The 19,236-nt window shown below is 62.0% G+C and carries 11 protein-coding genes and 1 riboswitch; of the genes, 5 read left to right on the top strand and 6 right to left on the bottom strand.

Annotation, left to right across the window (positions count from 1 at the left end; translation table 11 throughout):
- Positions 1-11: 11 nt before the first annotated feature.
- From HMPREF2999_RS04340 to HMPREF2999_RS04330, 3 genes are all read right to left on the bottom strand, one after another.
- The gene (locus tag HMPREF2999_RS04340) at positions 12-2,480 is read right to left on the bottom strand and encodes a cell division protein PerM (RefSeq protein WP_070676088.1); all 2,469 of its coding nucleotides are present in this window, start codon (positions 2,478-2,480) and stop codon (positions 12-14) included.
- 129 nt (positions 2,481-2,609) lie between these two features.
- Positions 2,610-3,044 (bottom strand): PIN domain-containing protein, encoded by a 435-nt coding sequence (locus HMPREF2999_RS04335; RefSeq protein ID WP_005508979.1) that lies wholly within the window; start codon positions 3,042-3,044, stop codon positions 2,610-2,612.
- A 10-nt stretch (positions 3,045-3,054) separates the two neighbouring features.
- Entirely contained in the window at positions 3,055-3,282 is a 228-nt protein-coding gene (locus HMPREF2999_RS04330) for a hypothetical protein (protein ID WP_005506796.1), read from the bottom strand.
- A 35-nt stretch (positions 3,283-3,317) separates the two neighbouring features.
- A riboswitch (SAM riboswitch) is annotated at positions 3,318-3,452 on the bottom strand.
- Between the two features lie 185 nt (positions 3,453-3,637).
- On the opposite strand from HMPREF2999_RS04330, the gene HMPREF2999_RS04325 reads away from it, so the two are divergent.
- Complete coding sequence (locus HMPREF2999_RS04325; RefSeq protein WP_070676087.1) at positions 3,638-7,864, top strand: DEAD/DEAH box helicase; 4,227 nt, start codon at positions 3,638-3,640, stop codon at positions 7,862-7,864.
- A gap of 192 nt (positions 7,865-8,056) precedes the next feature.
- Positions 8,057-8,893, top strand: a complete 837-nt coding sequence (locus HMPREF2999_RS04320; RefSeq protein WP_070676086.1) for an aldo/keto reductase — start codon at positions 8,057-8,059, stop codon at positions 8,891-8,893.
- Positions 8,894-9,057: 164 nt separating this feature from the next.
- Here HMPREF2999_RS04320 and HMPREF2999_RS04315 read toward each other — a convergent pair whose 3' ends face one another.
- Complete coding sequence (locus HMPREF2999_RS04315) at positions 9,058-11,604, bottom strand: helix-hairpin-helix domain-containing protein (protein ID WP_210399537.1); 2,547 nt, start codon at positions 11,602-11,604, stop codon at positions 9,058-9,060.
- A 412-nt stretch (positions 11,605-12,016) separates the two neighbouring features.
- Between HMPREF2999_RS04315 and HMPREF2999_RS04310 the strand changes: the two genes are divergently transcribed.
- Positions 12,017-13,636, top strand: a complete 1,620-nt coding sequence (locus HMPREF2999_RS04310) for a dehydrogenase (RefSeq protein WP_070676085.1) — start codon at positions 12,017-12,019, stop codon at positions 13,634-13,636.
- Positions 13,637-13,807: 171 nt separating this feature from the next.
- Here the strand turns inward: HMPREF2999_RS04310 and HMPREF2999_RS04305 are convergent, their stop codons facing one another.
- Both HMPREF2999_RS04305 and HMPREF2999_RS04300 read right to left on the bottom strand, forming a co-directional pair.
- Positions 13,808-15,283: an amino acid permease gene (locus tag HMPREF2999_RS04305; RefSeq protein WP_070676084.1), complete on the bottom strand. Its 1,476-nt coding sequence runs from the start codon at positions 15,281-15,283 to the stop codon at positions 13,808-13,810.
- Positions 15,284-15,720: 437 nt separating this feature from the next.
- The gene (locus HMPREF2999_RS04300; RefSeq protein ID WP_070676083.1) at positions 15,721-17,202 is read right to left on the bottom strand and encodes an amino acid permease; all 1,482 of its coding nucleotides are present in this window, start codon (positions 17,200-17,202) and stop codon (positions 15,721-15,723) included.
- A gap of 498 nt (positions 17,203-17,700) precedes the next feature.
- Between HMPREF2999_RS04300 and HMPREF2999_RS04295 the strand changes: the two genes are divergently transcribed.
- A complete protein-coding gene (locus tag HMPREF2999_RS04295; protein ID WP_070676082.1) occupies positions 17,701-18,099 on the top strand; it encodes a hypothetical protein in 399 nt (132 codons plus the stop codon).
- A 225-nt stretch (positions 18,100-18,324) separates the two neighbouring features.
- Positions 18,325-19,131 carry a tRNA (guanosine(46)-N7)-methyltransferase TrmB gene (gene trmB, locus HMPREF2999_RS04290; protein WP_070644223.1) on the top strand — a complete coding sequence of 269 codons (807 nt, stop codon included), beginning with the start codon at positions 18,325-18,327 and terminating at the stop codon, positions 19,129-19,131.
- The last annotated feature ends 105 nt before the right edge of the window (positions 19,132-19,236 follow it).

Below are 19,236 nucleotides of genomic sequence, written 5' to 3'. Positions count from 1 at the left end.
GGTTCTGCGCGCTAGTTCTTCTTGCGGGCGTTAGAACCCTGCGCATTAGAGCCCTGGGACTTCGAGGAGCTGACATCCAGCGGGGGCAGCTCCACGGTAGACGCCTCATCGGTCACCAGCGGAAGGATGCCGGTCTGGCTACGAACCTCAAAGATGCGGCTCATCGCCTGATCGGCAGAGAGGACATCCAGCTCGCGATCCACAAAATCACGCTCTAGGTCGTTCTTCTGCTTCTTGCGTGCCGCCTTGGCCGCTTTCTTCGCCTCGCGCTTCTGCGCACGCTCAAGCGCGCGGTTGCTGGTACGATCATCGCCGGCGCGGTCCTGCACGGCGGATTCAGCGTGGGCGGCATCAGCCGAGTTATCCTGCGCTGATTCATCCTGCGCAGTGGCGGGCTGCTCAAGACCAAAACCGAAGTACGCCATAATGCGGCTCGCGCGACCCTTCGAACGCGGCGCTTGCTCTACAGACTCGTCGGCGATAGATTCGCGCTGAGATTCCGCAGGCTCAGCAGCCTCGTAGACGGGCTCCTGAATCAGCTCGCGAGTCTCCTCCTCGGAGGGGTCCTGAGCGTACACGGCGGGGTCATAGGTGCCGTGTTCGTCAGCAGTGTACTCGTTGGAGGCAGGCTCAACAGATGCCTCAATGCTCTCGTAATCCTCAGCCTGCACAGAGTCAACGTGGGCAGAGGGCAGGTAATCGACCTGCTGAACGGCCTCAATCGGCTCGTACTGCTCAGCGGGGCTCTCTTCAGCAGCAGCCTCTTCGGAAGCGGGCTCTTCAGCCGCCTCTTCGCGCTCTGCAACAATCTCGGCGAAAGCGTCCGCCGCCGCACGCTGCGCCAGCTGCTCGGTCGCTTCCACGGGGACGGCAACCACCGGCTCCTGCGGATGCACCGGAACATGACCGGTCGCCACCTCAGACACGACAGACTGCTCAGATACTACAGATAGCTCGGCCTCAACAACGTTCTCGAAGGCCTCTGCACGTGCCGTCTCTTCTGCCTCGCGCTCAGCTGCTTCACGCTCTGCAGCCTCACGAGCGGCGACTTCCTCAGCCTCACGCTCCATACGCTCCGCACGCGCCTGCGCACGCTCCTCACGACGCTGCGCAAAACGCTCACGGCCCTGCGCAAAACGCTCACGGGTCGAGGCAGTAAAACTCATCAGACGCTCACCCAGATTCGGGCGCTCATCCGCAAAACGAGGCAGCTCACGGCTGCTATCCGGCACCAGGGCGCGGCTCAGCAACATACCGAAAGTCACGCCGGCACCCACCGTCAACGCGGTATGCGCCGCAAACGTCAACGGCTCAGCACCAACCTCCGTAAAACGACCAATACCCAGAGAGCCGTACGAAATCCAGCCCAGCCACAGGGCACCAAACGACGTCATAATACCGGTCATCACGCCCAGCACCACCGCAGAAATCAGCGCAGACAGCGGGCGGAACGGAACCTTCAGGGCAACCCACTCATCCAGGTGATCCTCACCCTCACGCAAGAACCACCAGCCAGCAATCGCACCGGCACCCAGCGGCACCAGCAGCCCCACCAGACCGAACGTGCCCATCGACTCGGGCACAGCACCCAGAATCGGAAGCATCGGCAAAGTACCAACATCACTACTGGTCAAACCAACCGAGGTACCCGCACCAAAGGAGAAACCGGCACCGGTCGACCACGCAATCGCATAAATCACCAGGTTCGGCAAGAAACCCAGTTGCAACAGAGTCACCGCAGTATCACCCACAGCGCCCGCATGCAGCTCCTGGTAGGTGGCAACAATCTGCGACCAGCCCGCCAAAATACCGATACCCAAAAGCACCGCACCCAGACCAACCAGCGCCACAAAAGCAACCACCGCAGCACGCACCACAGCCCAGGCATACGAACCCGCCCAACGCGAATACTGACTCATCTGCGAAATCTGCTCCGCAGTATCAACACCCACCATGCGCGAGAGCGAACGCGCCTCACGGTAGCCACCCCACATCAGACCAGCCACCACAATACCCAAAGGCACCAGGGCAGCATTCAACGCCTGAAGAGGCTGCGGATGCGGGCTCGCCCAACCGTACATCGCCGAACTAATCAGCGCATAAGTCACCGAACCGGACAGCACCGGAATCAAAAACTCACCCTCATACGAGGCGCGCGCCAGGCGACGACCCGAACGGTAACAGAGCAGCAACGGCAAAATACTCAAACCCAGCGGTACCAGCGTCATCGTGCCGGCAGAAGCACCAAAAGCAGCCGCAAGATCCAGGGGAACACCGTGAATAAGAAGCCACAGGTGCGCCGACATGGCGGCCACGGAGGAAAACTCCATGTCGCCAAAACCCTTGGTCGCCCACACGGCAGACATCGCCGCAAACACAGCAAGCGCAGAGAACAGGGCAGTAACAATTAGCTCAACAACACCCTGAAGCCACAGAGGCATGGGCATGGAATAACGAGAGATAGGTGAGGTGCTTTTCATCGTCCTTCAATCATGCCACGAATTAACGACGAAACCCGCCTCCGATTAACACTCGAAAGCGGGTTCTCACAACTATTCGCACAGGTATTCATCCAGACGCACACGCGAGGACGCGTATCAGGCGAAGTTTTACTGCTCAGTCCACGGGTTGGAAGCTTCAACACCCCAGGCGCGGTACACCTGCGCCTTAGAAGAAATCAGCTCCAAATCATAGGCGCTCGCACTCGCCGCCATCAGACCCTCCAGGGCGGCGGTAGGCAGCGGACCGGCATCATCACGACCCACGGCATGCACGCCGCGCGGCGCCTGACGGCCCGCCCACTCGAGGCTCACGCGCGCATCCACATTAATAACGTGGTCGCCAAAGCGCTCAAGAAGTTCGGTAATCCAACGATCAGTTTCCGGGTAGGGGTACAGGCCCTTCAGCTCACCAATGCTCAGCACAGAAATGTACATGTGTCGGAACGAGCGGCGGCGCAGAAAAGCGACCACGGCGGGGTCTGGATCCGCCTTACGGATCTCCGCAAGAACGTCGGAGTCCAGGAGCATACCGGAGAAATTCATACCCCTAATGCTACGCTACGCGCAGACCGGCGTACTCAATAGCGGGGATGCCCTCGGGGTTCGGCAGAAGAAGGAAGTTCAGGAACTCGTCGCGCTTAGAAGAAATGCGGGAGTAATCGTCAATGCTGACTGCGGTGTATCCGCCTCGCGCGGGGACAGCTGCGGCACGCAGGCTTTCCTGGTAGGAGCGGGAGGGGTTCAGAGAGATTGCTGCTTCGGTTGCAGAGCCGTTGTACATGTGACAACCTGCGCCGTGAGTGGCGCGATCCTTTCGCGTTGCTCTTGTCTGTACCAATTACCACCGGTTATTCCGGTGGTGAATACAAACCGCTTCGTCATCCGAGCCACCCGTGAACATGGGGTTGGCGTTCGACCATAGTCGGAGCTTATCAGTCGAAACTCTTGAAGCTGGGTTTAGCTTACAGCATTTTCTCAAGTTAAGTAAAGCGTTTTGTGAAAGAGATTTAGATTATTAGCGTTTTGGCTTGTGAGAACGTTTTAAATGGCGTGAATTTTTGATACTGTGCGGAATAATTTATGTAAATATAGGTGTTTTTGTGCATCAAAAACACATCCCGCACACCCACCCGGCGATGACCGGCGACAAGGCGCATACCCGCACAATACGCGATAATGAGCTGGTGAGCGCCAACAACCCCTTCCCCGAAATTCCCGTCACCGTACCGCAGATTATTCGCCAGGCCGGGCACCGCACCTACCAGCGCGGTGTCGCCTACCAGCGCAACCGCGAAGTCATCCGCTACAGCTACGACGAAGACGAGCGAACCCTCACCGGGCTCGTCAACGGAAGCACCATCATCCCCTACGAAGTGACCATTCGTTTCTTCCCCGCCGTCAGCGGCTCCGCAACCTTCACCGCCCGCTGCACCTGCCCCGTGCTCACCGACTGCAAGCACGCCGTAGCGCTCATGCTCACCGCGCTCGACCGCGCCTCCGTAGCGAAAAAGGCGCTCAGCGAACACCCCGGGCCGGTCGGCGTACCCGGTGCCGTAACGAAGGCTACCGCTGCGAAGGGTGCGACAGACGCAAAGGGATCAGCAGCAAAGGGATCCGCAGATTCAAAGAGCGCGGACGTTGCGGAGGCGAAGAAAGCCGCCGACCCGCTTGCGGCACTACGCGCCTCCGGTGCACTCACCACCGCGGCGAAACTGCCCGCACCCGACGCGGAGACTGCCGAGCCCGAAAACCCTCAGGGAAGCTTGGCGCTCAATGACCTAGGCTCTTCCCCCACCGTGCTCGATGGTTCCACCTCCAAGATTTCTGCCTGGCGGCGCGACCTCTCATCCGTTCTTTCCGCACGTCAAGACCTTGCGGGCATTGATTCGATGCGCGTGAGCGGCGCCCTGGATTTCTCGCTGAGCGTCTCCGGCTCCTACGCGCGCGGCCGCAATATGCCCGGCGCAACCCCCAGCATTAACCTGCTCGCCCGCCCGCTCATGGCGTCCAAAACCGGGCGCTGGATCAAGGGCGGCCTCAGCTGGGAAACCTTCGCCTCCAGCGTGGGCGGACCCGTCGGACGGCACGAAATCTACCCCGAACACGAACGATTCTTCGCTGAGCTCTACTCAATCGCCCGCCCCTGGCAGAACATGTATTCCTCGCACCGCGACTGGATCTCGATTAGCGCATCTGCCTCCACTCTGCTCTGGGATGTACTCGCCCGCGCGGAGGATATTGGCCTGCCTCTGCTCGTCAACGGTCGCGAGGTGAACTACGCCGTGCTGAGCCCCGCACAGGTGCGCCTGCACGCCAGCGCTGAGAATCACACAGAAGGCACCGGCCTACAACTTCAAGCCGCGCTCAGCTGGGAAGGACGCGAAGGCGAATTGCTGCGCCAGCTCTGGCTGCCCGCCGCGCACTGCCACCCCATCGGCACCCCGCGCACCGGCTTCTTCGCCCTGGGCGGGCTCGCCCAGCAGGAGTACGAGCAGGCGGCAAAGGCGGTGCACTGGAAGACCGCCCGCCCCGGCGCGCTGGACGAAGTGGGCCGCGAATCTTTCGTGCAAAAGACTGCCCAAAAGGACGCGCAGGAGGCTCCTACTGAGGAAGTTGAGAATAGCGCACCGACGATTGCCCCTGCGCAGAATAACCCGGTGCAGAATAACCCGGCGCAGGGTGAACGGGTGCGTTACTCCCCCGCCGTACCCGAACTGCCCGAGGGCGTGGAGCTGGCGCTCATCCCCCTGGTCGAGCCGCTCGATGCCGCCTCCGAATCACTCATTAGCGCCGGAACCGTGCACATTCCCGCCGCGGAACGCGCCACGTTCCAGAAGGAATACCTGCCCGCGCTCAGCCGTTCCATTCCTTCGTTGACCCCCGACCCGGCGCTGGCGCTGCCGCGCGTGAAGCCGCCGCATCTGGTGCTTGAAATCAGCTTTGACGAGCAGGTACGCCACGACGCGCAGCTGAGCTGGCGTTGGGAGTACCCACTGAACCCCTTCGCGGAGGATAGCGCTGATGAAGCTGCTAGTGAGGCGAGCGCACAGGAGGCGAGCGCACAGGACTCTGCGGGTGCCTCCGATGTGTACTCCCTGCCCGTTTTCGGTTACCCCGGTGAAGAGGGCGGCGAGGTTCGCGATGAGCGTTTTGAGGCGCGCGTACTGCGTTCGGTGCGCGCAATTCTTGCCGCCCACCCGGCGCTTTCCGGGCTGGAGGAGCGCCGCATCGAAGGCTGGGAAACCCGTGAGTTGCTCAGTGCGATTCTGCCGAAGCTTCGCCGTGTTTCCGCTGTTCAGGTGCGTTTTAACGGCACCCCGCCACAGTTCGTGGAAGCGACCGACGCGCTCGTTGAAATCACCGTGAGCGAGGGCAATTCTCGTGACTGGTTCGGCCTGGGCATTGCGGTGAAGGTCAATAATTGGACCGTGCCGTTCGCCCAGATTTTTGAGGCGCTCGACCGCGGGGCGGACCGTATTCTGCTCGGTAACGGCACCTATTTCTCGCTGCGTCGACCCGAGTTTAAGACCCTGCGCACCCTCATCGCGGAGGCTCGCGAACTCGACGATGCGGGCGGTGAGCTGCGCATTAACCGTCACCAGGCGGGGCTGTTCTCTGAGCTGGAGTCACTGGCGGCGAGCGTGCATACGACCGCGCGGTGGGATGCTCAGGTGCGTTCACTGCTACAGCTGGTTGAGGGTCTGGAGGATGCTGAGGAAAGCACCGAAGAGAACTCCGAAAAGGGCACTGAAAAAGTACCTGACAAGGGCGTTCAGGATTCCCCCGCACCTCAGAAGACCTCCCGTCGGGTTATCGCTCAGCGCCCGGTACCCACCGGTCTGCAGGCGACCCTGCGTCCCTACCAGGTGGAGGGTTTCCAGTGGCTGTCCTTCCTGTACGAGCAGCGGCTGGGCGGTATTCTCGCCGACGATATGGGTCTGGGTAAGACCGTGCAGACTCTCGCCCTACTCGCCCACGCGATCGAGGAGCACCGTGCCGCCTCCGAACGTGCTGCTGAGCGCGGTGAGAGCGTCGAGCCGTTCGCACCCTTCCTCGTGGTTGCCCCGACCTCCGTCATCACCAACTGGGCGGCGGAGGCGGAACGTTTCCTGCCCGAGGCGAAGGTCGTGACCATCACCGAAACCACCGCCGGTAAGACCCCGCTGTCCGAGCGCATCGCCGGGGCGCACCTGGTGCTAACCAGCTACACGCTGCTGCGCATGGACGAGGAGGCCTACACCGGCTACGCCCGCACGCTAGGCCGTACCGTTGACGATTCCACGGGAGAGCAGTCCGCCCCCGAAGGCTGGGGTGCGCTCCTGCTGGACGAGGCGCAATTCGTTAAAAACACCGGCACCCGCGCCTGGTCCATCGCCCGCGCAATGCCCGCCCGCACCAAGATCGCGATGACCGGCACGCCCATTGAGAACAACCTCATGGAGCTGTGGGCGTTGCTGGCGATTGTGGCGGACGGCCTGTTCCCCTCCGCCCGTGCGTTCCGTGACCTGTACGCTCGCCCGGCGGAGTCCGGTGAGGACCCTGCGCACGCCGCGGCGACGGCTGCTCGTCTGCGCCGGCGCATCCGCCCGCTCATGCTGCGCCGCACCAAGGAGCTGGTGGCGGCGGAGCTTCCGGCGAAGAACGATACGCGCGTGAACCTGCCGCTGGCTCCCGGTCACCGCCGCATCTATGACACGCATCTGCAGCGTGAACGCCAGAAGGTACTGGGTCTGCTGGAGGACATGGACAAGAACCGATTCACAATCTTCCAGTCGCTAACCCTGCTGCGCCGCCTGGCGCTGGATGCCGCGCTGATTGATCCGGAAGCCTACGCCGGGGTGTCGTCGGTCAAGCGTGACTACCTGGTTCAGCAGCTACCCAACCTGCTCGAGAGGGGCCACCGTGTGCTGGTGTTCAGCCAGTTCACCGGCTACCTCAAGAGCATTTCGGCGCGCCTGGCTGAGGAAGGTATCGGCCACCTGTACCTGGATGGTTCGACCCGTAACCGCGCCGAGGTCATCGAGGCGTTCACGAGCGGTCAGGAGCCGGTGTTCCTCATTTCGCTCAAGGCTGGCGGTTTCGGTCTGAACCTGACCGAGGCGGATCACGTGTTCATCATGGATCCGTGGTGGAACCCCGCCGCCGAGCAGCAGGCGGTGGACCGTATTCACCGCATCGGCCAGGACAAGGAGGTGCACGTCTACCGCCTGGTCGCCGAGGGCACGATTGAGGAGAAGGTCATGCAGCTCAAGGAGTCGAAGGCCGCGCTCTTCGATGCGGTGGTCGGTGAGGGCGAGTTCGCCTCCGCGGCGGTGACGGCTGAGGATGTGCGCGAGCTCTTCGCGCCGGCTGTCGAGCGGTAGCCGCCCTCGAGTCTGAGCGGTAGCCCTCGAGTCTGAGCAGTATTTATGGCCCCCGTCATTTTTTGTCATCTGGTTACGCCTCAGGCTAGATTCACGCCCGATTCTGGCCCGGCCCTTCTCAACGGGGGCTCTGGGGCGTAGCCTTGAAGGACTACTTACGGAGGCGCCGCCTCCCCCACTCTAAGGAGCAGCATGAGCTACAACGTACCGAACGTAAAGTTCAACGATGGCCGTAGCATCCCCCAGCTGGGCTACGGCGTGTGGCAGGTTGAGGACGAGGTCGCCGAGAAGGTCGTGGGCACCGCCCTGGAGATCGGCTACCGTCACGTCGACACCGCCGCTATCTACGGCAACGAGGTGGGCGTGGGCTGCGCTATCGCTAACTCCGGCGTGGCTCGCGAGGACATCTTCCTCACCACCAAGCTGTGGAACTCCGACCAGGGCTACGAGAGCGCTTTCGAGGCGTTCGAGGCTTCCCTGGAGAAGCTGGGCACCGACTACGTTGACCTGTACCTGATTCACTGGGCCAAGCCGCAGCAGGGCCTGTACCTGGATTCCTGGCGCGCGCTGATTGAGCTGCAGAAGCAGGGTAAGGTCCGTTCCATTGGTGTTTCGAACTTCCCCGAGGAGCAGCTACGCGAGATCATCGAGAAGACCGGCGTGGTTCCGGCCATCCACCAGATTGAGCTGCACCCCTACTTCTCGCAGGAGGCGCTGCGCGCCGTTCACGCCGAGTACGGCATCGTGACCGAGGCGTGGAGCCCGCTGGGCAACGGCAGCGATCTGCTGCAGAACCCCGTGCTGGCTGAGATCGCGGAGCGTCACGGCGCAACCCCCGCGCAGGTTGTGCTGGCGTGGCACCTGGCTAAGGGCACCGTGGCTATCCCGAAGTCTGTGACCCCCTCCCGCATTGAGGAGAACCTGGCGTCGGTGAACGTGAAGCTGACCGCCGAGGACATCGCGGCTGTGGATGCGCTTTCTACCCCCGAGGGTCGTATTGGCGCTGACCCGGCGAACATCGACTTCTAAGGTGTAGCTCGGGCGTATAGCTCGAATCGAACCTACATAAAGCCCCGACAGGCACGGATAGTGCTTGTCGGGGCTTTTGTGCACTCTTGCGGAAGCTGAATTTTTAGCGAACAATCATTCTTGGATTGCCCAATAAGTCGGCGAATACTCGCACTCTCCCCCCGCTAGTTCTCGTCCTCTACCAGCAGAGAGAGGGAGATGCGGCGGCGCGCCGGGTCAACCTCCACCACGCGCACCTGCACGATGTCGCCGCTGCGCACAATGTCGTGCGGGTTCGCCACGTAGCCGCGGCTCATCTGCGAGATGTGCACGAGGCCGTCCTGGTGCACGCCAATATCCACGAACGCGCCGAATGCTGCCACGTTCGAGACGGTGCCCTCGAGCACCATGCCGGGGCGCACGTCCTCGAAGTGCGAGACGGACTCGGAGAAGCGGGCGGTGCGGAAGCTACCGCGCGGGTCTAGGCCGGGGCGGCGTAGCTCGGCGAAGATGTCCTCGACCGTGTACACGCCGGCGGTGGCTTCCATGCTCTCCGGCACGTGGCCGTCCTGCTCGTGGCTGTCCTGCACGTAGTCGGCGGGGTTCAGCCCGGCGAGCGGGTCGGTTCCATCCGAGGTACCCAGGGCGCCGGCAACCCAGTGGGCGCCGTTGCGTGCCTGCGCGTCGGCAATAATGCGGCGCGCGAGCGGGTACGCTTCCGGGTGCACGGCGGAGGTATCCAGCGGCTCCTCCCCGCCGCGGATGCGGATGAATCCTGCCGCCTGGCGGAAGGTTTTCGCCCCCAGTCGCGGCACGTTCAGCAGCTGCTGACGGTTCGCGAAGGCGCCGTGTTCGGTGCGGTAGGCAACGATGCGTTCGGCGGTTGCGGTTCCCACGCCCGCTACGTGCGCGAGCAGCTGCACGGAGGCGCTGTTGAGATTCACGCCCACGGCGTTCACGCAGTCTTCGACGGTGTCGTTGAGGGCGCGGCGCAGGGCAGCGGGTGGCACGTCGTGCTGGTACTGGCCCACGCCGATGGACTGCGGGTCGATTTTGACGAGCTCGGCGAGCGGATCTTGCAGGCGGCGGGCAATGGAGACGGCACCGCGTACGGTCACGTCGTAGTCGGGCAGCTCGGCGGCTGCGAGCGCGGAGGCGGAGTAGACGGAGGCGCCCGCCTCCGAGACGGTCACCTTCTGAGGTGCTTCTGCGCCTTCCTCGCGCAGGGCGCGGATTAGTTCGCTGGCGAGCTTGTCGGTTTCGCGGCTTGCGGTGCCGTTGCCAATGGCGATGAGTTCCACGCCGTAATCGCGGCAGGCGGCGGCGAGCTCGCGCAGTGCTTCTGCCCATTGGTTGCGCGGGGCGTGCGGGTAGACGGTGCCCACGCGCAACGGCTCACCGGTTCCGTCAACCACGGCGTATTTCACGCCGTGGCGCAGGCCAGGATCCAGGCCGAGGGTGGTCTTGTGTCCGGCGGGTGCGGCGAGCAGAATATCGCGCAGGTTGGAGGCGAACACCTCTGTCGCGTGCTGTGCGGCGGCGTCGAGTAGCTGGTGGCGGATGCGTTCGGCAAGGCGCGGGCGCAGGTGGCTGCGCCATGCGGTGCGCACGGTGGCGGCGAGCCAGCCGAGTACGCGGTCTTCGTCGTCGACGGTGTTGAGCACCTGCACGGGGATGCGTAGCGCGGCGGCGACTTCACGCTCGTATGCAGAACGGACGTTCTCGTAATTTTCGGCGGCAGCCTCAGCTTCAGCGCGGGCGGCACCGCGCAGGCGGCTAAGCGCCATGGGGGCGGGTGCCACATCCACCTTGAGGCGCACCACGCCGGCGTCCTTGGCGCGGTGCAGCGCCAGCACGCGGTGCGGCGGAATGGAACGAATACGGTCCGAGAAGGCGAAATAGTCGGAGAACTTCGCACCAATGCTTTCCTGACCTGCAATCACGCGGGACTCAATCACGCCGCCTTCACGCAGGCGCTTAAGGAGCTTTTCGCTCAGCACCGGGTCGGTGAGGGCGCGGTCAACCAGAATCGCGCGGGCACCGTCAAGGGCCTCTTCGGCACTGTGAATCTGCAGGGCCTCGTCCGCCTCTGCAACCTCAATGCTCTCGTCTTCGTCGTTTTCGGTGCCGTCGGTAATGTACGCGGCAGCGATGGCGTGCGCCTCGGCGAGGGGCACCTCCAGCAGGTCTTCGACGAGGGAATCAAGCCCGGCGGCACGCGCCATCTGGGCGCGGGTCACGCGCTCGCTGCGGTACGGGGCGTAGATGGCGTTCACGTCTGCGATAGTGGCGGCGTTCATGAGCGAGGAACGCAGCTGCAGCAGGGTGAGCGGGTCGATGAGGCCTTCGTCGGCGCGTTCGGTGAGCGCTTCGAGCACGCGGTTGCGGCGCTCTTCGAGGGCGCGGAGCTGGCCCAGGCGCGACTGGATGGTGCGCAGCTGGGTGTCGGTGAGTGCGCCCGTTGCTTCTTTGCGGTAGCGGGCGATGAAGGGTACGGAGTTGTCGGCGTCGAGCAGCGCCACGGCTGCGCGGATGCGGTGCGGCGCGATACCGGTTTCTACGGCGAGCGCGTTGATGAGGTGCTCGGCGGGCTGCTCAGTCTTGCCGCCGGTTTCGTGTTTTTCGCGGTGTGCGGCGCTGCTGGGTTCGTTGCCGGCGGCGCTGCTGGGCGCGGGGTCTGCAGCTCGATCCGCACGCGGGCGGATGCTGCTCGGGAGGGGGTGTTCGCTCATCCTTCCAGTTTCGCATATTTCGCCGCGGCTCATGGGTTGGCCGGTAATGCTGAGAAAAGAGTCAGCGCGGGGCGTATTTTGCTCGCCTATGTGGGTGCGGGCAAGCATATTTTTCTATCGCATCTTCTAGTGCAGATTACGAGTCTTTACGCACATTTTGCCCTGTGGGTGCGCTAAATATTGTCATCTTTCCGTAAGAAACCGTGTTAGGGGTTCATGTATTTGAATAGTGCTTAGTTTCAGCGATAAATTTAGATAAAAGAGCATATTTTTTGAAAAAATATCTCTTATTCGTGCAGATAAGGGGTGGCCTCACACCAGGCAAACGCCCTTATCTGCGTGCACACATTCAGGGTTTCGGCGGCGCGGTACGACAAGGTGCCGCCACATCCCGCAGATGAAAGAGGGACCCATGCGCGAACAAGCCGCGCTATCAAACGCGCCGGAGGGCTACTTAGATTTTCACGACGAGTACGCGGAGCTCATCGCCGAACTCGCCGCGCTGGGGTTCACCCCTACCCAGGTTCTCCGCCGCCTCAACTTTCTGTACCCGCACATCAACAAGAAGTACCTGAACTATGCGCTGAGCTCCGGCATCTGGCAGTTTGGCCCGGTCACGGCAGACGCCCCGAGCTACACGGTGCTCGCATGCGGCCTCTGGTACGTTTTCGCGGAAGCCTACGATCTGCCTCCGGAGCCCGAGTACGCGGCGCTGATTCTTGATTGCGATATTATTCACGACCTGCCGTCCGCGCTGGAGGCACGCCACTTCAACAATGAAGACATTGCGCACGTTCTGGCGAAGATTGGCGCAACGCTCAAGTACCTTGCCGCACACCCCTACTCCCAGTTGGAGGAAGAAGCCTACGCGCAGACCCTCGAGGACATCCGACTGCGCGGCTTGGAAGAAATCGGCACCGAGGGCGGTAGCCTGTACACCCTGCTCGCCTCCAGCATGGAGGGCGAATCGGCGTGGCCGGCACCGGTTCAGACCGTCAACGATTACCTCGGTGACGGCGACTGGTCCCTGGGTATGCTCCGCACCGGCATCTACCCGGCGGAGGCGCTCGAGAACGAGTGGTATATCGACGCCGCGGCGGTACCCGAGGATTTTGCGCAGAAGACTCTGAGCCTCTTTTTGAGCTATTGCGCCCGATACGACCGCGAGCCGACGGCGCTGAACTACGGCTACTGGTCTACCATTCCCACACTCATTGAGCAGGTGCCGCCCCTGGGTGCGGTACGCGCCAAGTTCGGCTCCTGGCAGACGACCCTGCACCGCGGACGCACGCAGATTGCCCGCGAGCTGCGCCTGTGGACGAGGAACGAAGCCAACGCAGCTGCCGTGGAGTCGGGTGCCGCTGAGGCGAGCGCTGCTGAGTCGAGTGCCGCTGAGGAGCTTGAGCTCCTCGACGCTGAGCTAACTAACGCTGACGCTGCGCTGACTAACGCTGAGCTCCCCGAAGCAGAACTAGCAGAGTTGGATACCACGGACGGCCCCCCTGCGGACGCTCCCACGGAACCGGCAGAACCGGCAGAGCCCGCGCGTCTGAGCGCCCGCGAACTTACCGAGCAGGGCATCGGCGTGGTGCAGACCGCCCACACCGACCTTGCGGCGTACCACCGCACCCGGTGGGAGCAGACGGTGGAAGTCTTCGGCGAACGCCTCGCGCAGCTTGCCTGGAACCGCCGTCTGAGCACCTACTACTTCTTCGACGGAGCCTGCCTGGAAGATGCCGACCCGACCCCCGTGGTGACGGTTTTCCGCTCCCCCACCGGCTTCCTCTGCGAGCTCGAACCCACCGTCGAGGCGCTACCCGCATTCGACCCGGAGTTCCTGCAGGAGCACGGCTGGAGGCACCCGGTACCGGTGCATGCGCTGTGGAACCTGCACGCGCTCGACCCGCTGGAGGCAGCTGCCGCCGTCATTGAGGCGATGCGTTCGGGTTGCGGTTGTGAACGCTGGGATTTCTACCGCACCGATGACGACAACGACCCGCTTGCCGAAGAGGCTGAGGTGGCGCCTCTCTAAGCGCACTCCCGCGAGCCTCTCGTCGGGTTCATCCCTGGAGACAGCGAAAGCCCGCGTCCCCCGCTCCCTGAGAGGAGCAGGTGACGCGGGCTTTACGCATGCACCGGTAGCCGGTGAGTAGCCGGTACCGATAGCCGATGTGGCTTAGCGTGGGTTGCTTAGCGTGGGTGTTTAGCGTGCCGAGAAAATCTCGGAAGCCTCCACAATCGCAATCTGCGCGGTGCGGGTCGAGATTGCTTCGTGACGGCGGGCATCAGCGCGGCGCTTGAAGACCCAGCCGATACCCAGAATCACGAACCAGACGGGCATCGCGAGCAGACCCATGAGGGTTTCCTCGTTCATGGTCAGCACACCAATGGTGAAGGCGAAGAACGCCAGCGACAGCCACGCGGAGAAACGGCCGCCGGGCAGACGGAACTTCGACTTCTTGTGGCGCGAGGGGAACTTCTTGCGGTACATCAGGTAGCTGACCATAATCATGGCCCATGCGAAAATCACGAGCACCGCAGCCGCGGTGGTGACCAGGTTGAACGCACGAGAGATCGAGTCGCCCGCGTAGAGCAGCACAATCGAGGACAGCAGCATGACGGCGGAAAGGAACAGCGCGTTACGCGGCACACCGTTCTTGGAAATCTTGCCCAGGAACTGCGGTGCACTGCGCTCGCGTGCCAGGCCGAATGCCATACGCGAGGTGGAGAAGATACCGGAGTTCGCCGAGGAGGTTGCGCTGGTAATCACCACGAAGTTGATGATGTGCGCGGCGATGCCCAGGCCCGCCAGAGTGAACATGGCGACGAAGGGACTCTTATCGGGGCTGACCAGGCGCCAGGGGGTGACCATCAGGATGACGGCGAGCGCGCCCACGTAGAAGACCATAATACGTACCGGCACGGCGTTAATTGCCTTGGGCAGGGTCTTTTCGGGGTCCTGGGTTTCTGCGGCGGTGGTACCGACGAGCTCGGAGCCCATGAACGCGAAGACGGCAATCTGGAATGCACCGAGGAAGCCAATCAGGTGGTTGGGGAACATTCCGCCGTCGTTCCAGAGGTTTGCGACGGATGCCTGCGCACCACTGGGCGAGGTGAAGCCGACGGCGATCATGCCGCCGCCAACGATAATCAGGGCGACGATGGCGACGATCTTAATCATGGAGAACCAGAATTCGATTTCGCCGAAGTTCTTTACGGAGACCAGGTTCAGGGTCAGCAGAACAGCGATGACGGCGAGCGCCGGGATCCAGGCTTGCAGGTCGGGCCACCACATGTGCAGGTAGCCGACGATTGCGATGATGTCCGCGACGGCGGTGACCACCCACATGAACCAGTAGGACCAGCCGAGGAAGAACCCGGCCATGGGGCCGACGAGGTCGGTGGTGAAGTCGGAGAAGGACTTGTACCTCAGGTTGGAGAGCAGGATTTCGCCCATAGCTCGCAGCACCAGGAAGATGACGGCGCCGATGAGCATGTACACGAAAATAACTGAGGGACCCGCCATGGAGATGGCGCGACCGGAGCCCATGAACAGGCCGGTACCGATGGCACCGCCGATTGCGATGAGCTGGATGTGGCGGTTGCTTAGACCGCGGTGCAGTCGCTCTCCCTGTTCGGGAGCTTTAGGATTCAGGCTGACGTTGTTCTGTTCAGTCACGACGTCCTCTTTTCAGCGGTTGTACCCCGTACCGCATGTGCCGTTACTGGAATAAGAATCGTTAGATCGCAGCGGGCACGGTCACTGTATGTTTATGCGGCCATTTGCTTGCGGGGTGTCCCCGGATTTCGGGGCGAGGCTAGAGCTCTATCAGATACCGCGCGGCATTCGGAAGTGTCACGCTATCGATTGACGCGGAGTTTTTCTGAGAGCCCTCACAGCTACTTGGATAGTTATTCTACAGGTGTTAAGTGCAAGAAAACAGGATTTACGGCAAAAATGTGACCTATTTCTATTATTCACGTCATATCAAGCAGTGTAAAAAATGCCGCCCGGAACGTAAACAGGCAGGCATGAGGGCACGCGAAAGCCCCGCCTCCGCATCCTCAAAGAATGCAGAAACGGGGCTTACCAACAGCGCCGCAGAAAGAACAGAATTACTTCTGAGCAGCCTCTTCAGCAGGCTTCTCGGCGGCCAGTGCGCGAGCACGCTTCGCCGCATGGTGGCGGGTCAGAATCTCGTAGCCAATAGCCAGAGCGATGAACCAGATGGGGGTCAGCGCCAGACCGATTGCGGTGTCCGGGTACAGGCTCAGGGCGTAGACCATAACAGCAAAGAAGACCAGACCAAACCAGCTCATACCAATACCCCAGGGCATCTTGTATACGGATGCCTCGTGGCGTTCGGGGAACTTCTTACGGTAGACCAGGTACGCAATCAGGATCATACTCCAGGTGAAGATACCCATCATCGACGCCACGGAGGTCACCACGGTGAACGCCTCCATAATGCCGCTACCGGCGTACAGCATGACCAGGCTGAACAGCAGCAGCACGGTGGTCAGGTACAGGGCGTTGGCGGGCACACCGTTCTTGGTGAGCTTGCCCAGTGCGGAGGGTGCGGCGCCGTCGTGTGCCAGACCGTAGACCATGCGGGAGGTCGAGAAGATACCGGAGTTCGCAGAAGATGCCGCGGAGGTCAGCACCACGAAGTTCACCAGCGATGCGGCAACAGCAATGCCAGCCAGGGAGAACATACCCACGAAGGGGCTCATGGACTTATCCAGCTTGTCCCAGGGGGTCACGGCGAGGATGGTCATCAGCGGCACAGCGTAGAAAAGCGCAATGCGGAAAGGCACAGCATTAATAGCCTTGGGCAGGGTGCGCTCGGGGTGCTTGGTCTCAGCCACGGCGGTACCGACGAGCTCAGCACCCACGAAGGCGAAGAGAGCAATCTGGAAGGAGCCCAGGAAGCCGGTCACGCCCTGGGTGAAGATACCGCTACCGGAGGGGCCGGGGTGGTCCCACAGGTGGGTTACGGAAGCGGTAGTACCGTCGGGGCTGGTGAAGCTGAAGGCGACCATGAGCGCACCAACAATAATGAGGGCGACAATCGCGACGATTTTAATGACTGCGAACCAGAATTCGATTTCGCCGAAGTTCTTCACCGAGGGCAGGTTCAGCAACAGCAGCGCGACAATGACGACGAGTGCCGGAATGAATTTGGGCATGTCGGGTAGCCAGTATTGCACGTAGCCGGTGATTGCGATGACGTCCGCAATACCCGTGACAACCCAGAAGAACCAGTACGACCAGCCGACGAAGAAGCCGGCGCGCAGGCCGAGGATGTCGGTAATGAAGTCGGTGAAGGACTTGTACTTGGGGTTGGAGAGCAGAATCTCACCCATGGCGCGCAGAACAAAGTAGATGACGCTACCAATAATCGCGTACACAAAGACGATGGAGGGGCCGGTCAGGGCAATGGTCTTCGCCGAGCCGAGGAACAGGCCGGTACCGATGGCGCCGCCGATAGCGATCAGCTGGATGTGTCGGTAGCTCAGTCCGCGCTGGAGCTTGGAGTGCTCAGCTTCGGAGTCTAGGCCGGTGACGGAGTTGTGCTGCGTTGGCTGCTGTGTCACGTATTTCTCTTTCCTGCGTCGGTTCGCCCCAGTTTTTACTCGGGGTTCTACTCGGGGGCGGTTCCGGGTGGTTGGTATTCGTGCATAATCCTGAACGGCGTACATGGAGGGGTAATTCCCGCATCCATAGCCTGCGCGGTGCGCTGGGGCTTGTAAACTCCGATTTCGCGGGGTTTACAAATTTTTGCGCCACCGATAAAGAATTATGCAAAGAATGCATAATTTCAAATTTTACCCCCTCATACCCACACAAGTACAAGGAATCCAACATGGCTAGGATTTGAGACGGCGCAGGGAGGCGACAGTTCAGGGGCAGCGCGAGCCTGCGGTGACCTGCCGAGTGCGAGAGCCCCCCATCCGGAGCGCCCCGCCTCTTCAGTTTTCAAAAAATTAAGAAACTTTACAAGTAAAACTTTACAATGCGAGAAAGTGGGTCTAGAGTAGAAACCGTTCAAACGAAAACCTAACCGACCAAACACAGAACAGAAGGACACAACAATGAGCAAGTTCTCCAACGCAGCACTCCGCCTCACCGCCGGCGCACTCATCCTCGACGCAGGCGTCAAGAAGCTCAAGGCAGACGAAGGCACCTACGCCTTCCTGCAGCAGATGGCGGCAACCGGCGTTCCCGCAGTCTCCAAGCTGGACGCAGCAACCTTCGGCAAGCTCATCTCCGGCGCAGAGACCGCACTCGGCGCAACCCTGCTGACCCCCTTCATCCCCGCACGCCTGGCGGGCGCAGGCCTGACCGCATTCGCGGCAAACCTGATGACCATGTACTTCCGCAACCCGGACATGCACGACAAGTACTTCCGCCCCACCCAGGACGGCCAGCAGCTCGCCAACAACATCGTGATGCTCGGCGCGGGCCTGGCACTGCTGGGCTCCAAGAAGTAAGCCCCTCCTCTTAGCTCACTCCTCAAGCAACCTCGCGAAAGTGCGGCGGGAACAGTCTTTGTTCCCGCCGCACTTTTGTATGCCCGCTGATTTTCTATGCGCACCGAATTTCTACGCTTCGCAGACCGCGCACGCCACCTACCCACACCCGACCAGCCCAGTATCACCCGCCCGTACAAGCCGCGAAACCGCACGGTGCCGCGGCCCTGCGCTATTCTTTTAGGTATGTCTACTGAGAACACGCAGCCTAGCCAGGCACCCGAATCCACCGAAGAAAAGGCCAAGAAGCCGGTTCCCGAGGAATTCTTCCGCCAGCCCTACTCCTTCGTCCGCCGCGGCGACCGCCTCACCGCGCGCCGCCAGAAGGCGTGGGACACCTACTCCCCCACCCACGTGCTGGACATCCCGCGCCTGCGCACCGACACCTCCGTCGCACCCGAGGCGACCTTCGACCCGGTTAAGATTTACGGCCGTGAGGCGTACCAGGTCGTCGAGATCGGTTCCGGTCTGGGCGAGGCGATTGTGCACCGCGCAGCTGAGGTGCCCGAGGCGAACTTCCTCGCCGTTGAGGTGTACACCCCCGGCATCGCGGACCTGCTGCTGAAGATGGGCAACGCCGGCGTGGAGAACGTGCGTGTGGCTCAGGCGAACGCACCCGAGCTGCTCGACAACATGCTTGAGGAGAACTCCGTGGACGAGCTGTGGGTGTTCTTCCCGGACCCCTGGCACAAGTCCCGCCACCACAAGCGCCGCCTGGTATCCCCGGCGTTCGCTGATAAGGTTGCGCGTGTACTCAAGCCCGGCGGCATTTGGCGTCTGGCGACCGACTGGGAGGAGTACGCCCTGGTCATGCGTGAGGTTCTGGAGGCGCACCCCGACTTTGAGAACATGAACCCCGGCGCCGGTGCGACCGAGGAGGATCCGCTGGGTGGTTGGGCTCCGCGTTGGGAGGGTCGCACCCTCACCAGCTTTGAACGTAAGGCTCAGGAGGCGGGCCGCCGCGCGCACGATCTGACCTACCGCCGCAAGTAAGCGGGGCAGCGCCAGTTACCGCCAGGTGGTTTCCCGCCAGCGCGCAAAGTGCATATAGGTTAAAGCAGGTGAGGCTCCCCGTTCGTTCGGGGAGCCTCACCTCCT

Source organism: Rothia sp. HMSC066H02, assembly GCF_001814995.1.
In the GTDB taxonomy this organism is placed as follows: Bacteria; Actinomycetota; Actinomycetes; order Actinomycetales; family Micrococcaceae; genus Rothia; species Rothia mucilaginosa.
This window is presented reverse-complemented; position numbering and strand designations above follow the sequence as displayed.